Below are 4,128 nucleotides of genomic sequence, written 5' to 3' on the forward strand. Positions count from 1 at the left end.
GGACGGCAATCAAAAATTATTGGAGGAAAGGAGAATGCTTACGGTGGATCAATATGATTTTATTCGGACGAGTCATCGGGTTTATGGCAAGAAGGTAAAGGAGATAGTCAGAGAAACGGGTCATTCGAAAAACACGATCAAGCGAATACTCAGAGGGGAATATAAGGGGTACAAAGAAAGAGAGAGCCAGCCGTTTCCTGTGTTGGAGCCTTATCTTGAAATGATTGATGGATGGCTTAAAAGGGACAAAGAGAATCCGAAGAAGCAGCGTCATACTGCAATCAGGATTTTTAACCGTCTCAAAGAGGAACATGGTTTTCAAGGGGCTGAGACGACGGTAAGACGATATGTTCGCCAGGCCAAGCTTCGACTGGGGTTAAAGGGCGGGGAGGTATTTATTCCTTGTGATCCGGAAGCAGGGATTGAAGGTGAGGGGGGACTGGGGCGGATGCCATGCGGTTATCGGTGGGCAGAATGTTGTGTTAAAGTTTTTTTGCATGCGCTCAAAATATTCGGGCAAGCATTTTGTCAGGTGCTATCCCTGTGAGCGGCAGCAGGCATTGTTTGACGGTCATATTCGGGCATTTTCTTTTTTCGGGGGAGTTTTTCCCGTATTGATCTATGACAATTTAACCACGGCGGTTCAAAAGATATTCAAAGGCAAGAAGCGTGAGGTTCAGAAATCTTTTGACAAATTTCGGGCCTATTACAATTTTGCGCCCCTGTTTTGCAATCCAGGGCAAGGGCATGAAAAAGGCGGAGTTGAGGGTTTGGTGGGATATGCCAGACGTAACTATATGGTGACTGTTCCCGAAGCGGACACTTTGGAGGCGCTCAATGAAAAGATTCTGGCGGAATGTTTTTCCTATGGGGATCATCGGATCAGCGGCAGAGAGCATAGCGTCAACGAACTTTATGAAGAAGAGCGAAAACATCTGATTGCATTGCCGGAAGTTGCTTTTGGCAATCTTCAGACAGCGACCGGTAAAATCAACAAGTATTCAACGGTGCTTGTGGATAAGAATCGATATTCGGTTCCGACACACTATGCCTATTGCAAGGCCATTGCTGTTTTGCATGTGGATCGTGGGAGATATTTTACGGGAATAAAAAGATTGCCTCTCATGCCAGGGTGTTTAACAGCAATCAATGGAGCCTTGATCCTGACCATTATCTGGAGCTGATTAAACAGAGGCCTCAGGCTTTTTATTCCGCGCGGCCCATCCGGCAATGGCGTAATCATTGGCCGGATTGTCTGGAAAGGCTTTTGGAACTGTTTATACAAAAACAGGAGTTCCAAATGAAAGAGCTCACCATATATAATACATTAAAAGGAAGACATGAAACAGTCCGTTTTGAAGTTTACCCCCGAAAACACCACATGGTTTGACAGCTGCGAGGATTACGTTATTTACAGGGTTGCAGATGCATTCGGCGGGCTTTTGATCCAGGAAACCGGAATGCCTATCCGGTTTTAATCGATGACGTATTCATATCCGATATCGGGCGCAATCAAAAAAAAGCGCTTAAACTGTTACACCGGCAAAGTTAAACCAATTTATCGAGGCCCGGAATGGGATGAGCCTTCGGTCGCTACGCTCCCTTCGGCTCATCCCATTCCGAAGAACATGCTGTACCATTAATAAAGAAGAAACATTAAAGCTAACAGAATTTTTATTCTAACTACAGGGGGGTCAAAATTGGGTTGTCGCTGGGGGTCAATTTTAGGTTGACGTTTCGAGTGATGATGACAGAACCCCGCTCATACCGGTCTGCCAGAATCTGGAACAGGAGTTGAGCCCTTTCCTTGGAGAATGAAACATATCCAAGTTCATCAGGGATCAGGAGCCCACAGCGGGAATAGCGCTGGATGGAACGGCTGAGGGCTCTTAAGGATTGAATGCGATCTTTTAGGTCTCATCAATTCATATTGGTTGAAGGTGGTGGTCTATCATCCTCTTGCAATTTTTTTAATAAGATCCACGTTATCAAGCCATAAAGCCCCTTCCGTACAACTGCAAACGCATACACCGCATCCTTCACATTTCTCTTTTACTATGTCTACTGTATCATCTATTACTTTTATTGCCCCCCAATTGCAGACCTCTTCACACACACCGCAGCAGATACATTTTCCCTGATCCACTGAAACCACTATCTTGCCTTTTGTCTTTCCATAGGTCACTATTGCCTCGTCAAAGGTGAGCAGTTTTGGAAGAATAGCTCCTTTCATTTCTTCAATTGAACCGAAACCCTTAGAATCCATATAACCTGATATGTTTCTTTTGAATTCTTGAATCAAACCCATACCCTTCTGCAGGAAAAGTGTTTGAACCTGAACGGAACTCGCTCCGTACATAATAAACTCAACAATATCGCTCCACCTCTGTGTTCCTCCTGTAATAGATATATGAATATCTTGATATTGGTCCCGCTGATTTAAAAGCGCCACAAAATTTACGTGTTTTGCCACCTTAGAGCCGGAAATGAATACAGATGAGGGTATTACGGGCTCAACCTCATTAAGTTTTATACCTGGCGCTGCCGGGAAAGCTATTACTGTTGTTGACCAATCCAATCCGACTTTTCTGGGTATCTGTAAGGGAGATGGGTCTAAAAAATTAAACATCATTTTCACTCCCAGCGGAATAGTAACCGCTTTTCTGACTTCGCTGCAGACTTCTTCGACAATGGCAGGATTAAATGAGGCTCCGCCCACATAAGGATGCGGCAGCAAGAAAGGCAAAGGGCAGGCAAGTAGAATCTCAACCGCATCGGCGCCGGCCTCTTGAAACATCTTGGCGCCCTTAATATATCCTTCAACAGATATTGCCATTAAACTGGCTATAACAGGGGTCTTAATCTCTTTGATGTTGTCCTTGAACCACTTTGCCCAGGCTTCAACCGGGATAGGAGAGAGACCGCAGATGGTCAGGTATCCGTCCCCGATTGAGTGAAAATTCACCCTTGCATCCGGAAACAAGCCGGGCGCATACGGCTTTACAACTTTTTCATATTCTTTTTCCAGAAAACCGCTCTTTATTATGACGGCTCCGCCTCCATATTTGTCGCATCTTTTTATATCGTCCCCTGTTCTGGTTAAATGCCCTGATGAAATAATGATAGGATTTTCAAGCTCCAAACTTCCCATATTTACTCTTAAATCAGCCATTTTTTACCCTCCTTGCTTAAATTAAAATTATTACTAAAGTTTCGCAGTAAAAAAATCGCATGAATAGTGAAATAATTATCTGATATAATTAATAAATAACTTGAAAAGCAGCTCCAGTTTTAGTATATTTGATTTTGCTAATGAACCGAATTTACTAAAAAAAGGAGCTGCCATGAAAAACAATATTACATTCTCACTTTCATTGCAACAAGAAATTCATAAGCATAAACACTCTATGGATTCTGAAATTAATAAAGCGGTTAAGGAACTCAACATAAAATCAATATTGCACAGATCTAACATTATGAAACAAAAGGGTTGCTCTACAGCAAACATTATTTATCTGCTCGTTTTACTTCCATTCCTTAAGCAGTATTTATCCTATCTTTGGTCTGCCAAGGCGTGCAAAAACCAGATAGATGCCCAAAAAGATACTTATTACCGGTTTTTAAATCATGAATGTTTTAACTGGAGAAACCTCGTTTATCTCCTGGCCTTAAAAGTAATAAATAATACTGCGGACGTTCCGTTAAAACAAAAAGTACTTATTGCCGATGATACCTTGACGCCAAAAACCGGCAAGAAAATGGAAATGGTCAGTTACCATTTTGACCATACCAGAAAGCAATCTATGTTAGGTTATCAATGCTTGCAGTTAGGCTATCATAATGGAATAAATTTCTTCCCGGTTGATGTAGCTTTTAAAACTTCAAAAAACAGACCAAACACAGTCGTCCGTGATATTGATAAAAGAACCAATGGTTGGCAGAGACGTAAAGAAGCCTTTAATAAAAAAACAGATACATTAGTTGAAATCAGTAAATTCCGGTTAGGTTTTTGCATACGAATGCAATAGGTTTTGTTCTTTGAAATTTTTTAAGTCAACCGCATTAGAATCGATATCTCTGAGTTCATTTTGAATTTTGATTCGTAATTCTCTGACTCTTTTTATGCTT

Annotated in this window: 5 protein-coding genes and 1 pseudogene; 4 read left to right on the forward strand and 2 right to left on the reverse strand. The window is 41.9% G+C overall.

Annotation, left to right across the window (positions count from 1 at the left end):
- The 3 genes and pseudogenes from VXK47_RS06610 to VXK47_RS06620 form a co-directional block, all read left to right on the forward strand.
- Positions 1-547, forward strand: a pseudogene (locus VXK47_RS06610) (IS21 family transposase); the annotation flags it as partial.
- Positions 429-1,184, forward strand: a complete 756-nt coding sequence (locus VXK47_RS06615; RefSeq protein ID WP_435547982.1) for a hypothetical protein — start codon at positions 429-431, stop codon at positions 1,182-1,184. The pseudogene VXK47_RS06610 and the gene VXK47_RS06615, both read left to right, overlap by 119 nt.
- 156 nt (positions 1,185-1,340) lie before the next feature.
- On the forward strand, positions 1,341-1,478 hold the full coding sequence (locus VXK47_RS06620) for a hypothetical protein (protein ID WP_435547983.1): 138 nt from the start codon (positions 1,341-1,343) through the stop codon (positions 1,476-1,478).
- A 205-nt stretch (positions 1,479-1,683) separates the two neighbouring features.
- Here the strand turns inward: VXK47_RS06620 and VXK47_RS06625 are convergent, their stop codons facing one another.
- Positions 1,684-1,902 carry an ATP-binding protein gene (locus VXK47_RS06625; RefSeq protein ID WP_435547986.1) on the reverse strand — a complete coding sequence of 73 codons (219 nt, stop codon included), beginning with the start codon at positions 1,900-1,902 and terminating at the stop codon, positions 1,684-1,686.
- Between the two features lie 49 nt (positions 1,903-1,951).
- Positions 1,952-3,172: a hypothetical protein gene (locus VXK47_RS06630; protein WP_435547984.1), complete on the reverse strand. Its 1,221-nt coding sequence runs from the start codon at positions 3,170-3,172 to the stop codon at positions 1,952-1,954.
- A gap of 172 nt (positions 3,173-3,344) precedes the next feature.
- On the opposite strand from VXK47_RS06630, the gene VXK47_RS06635 reads away from it, so the two are divergent.
- Entirely contained in the window at positions 3,345-4,028 is a 684-nt protein-coding gene (locus VXK47_RS06635; RefSeq protein WP_435547985.1) for a transposase, read from the forward strand.
- Positions 4,029-4,128 lie beyond the last annotated feature (100 nt).

The organism is Desulfobacterium sp. N47, from assembly GCF_051233685.1.
Classification (GTDB): Bacteria; Desulfobacterota; Desulfobacteria; order Desulfobacterales; family RPRI01; genus RPRI01.

Excerpts from the sequence above, each read along its gene's own strand:
- VXK47_RS06620 (WP_435547983.1), top strand. The coding sequence starts at position 1,341 with ATGAAACAGTCCGTTTTGAAGTTTACCCCCGAAAACACCACATGGTTT.
- VXK47_RS06630 (WP_435547984.1), bottom strand. The coding sequence starts at position 3,172 with ATGGCTGATTTAAGAGTAAATATGGGAAGTTTGGAGCTTGAAAATCCT.
- VXK47_RS06635 (WP_435547985.1), top strand. The coding sequence starts at position 3,345 with ATGAAAAACAATATTACATTCTCACTTTCATTGCAACAAGAAATTCAT.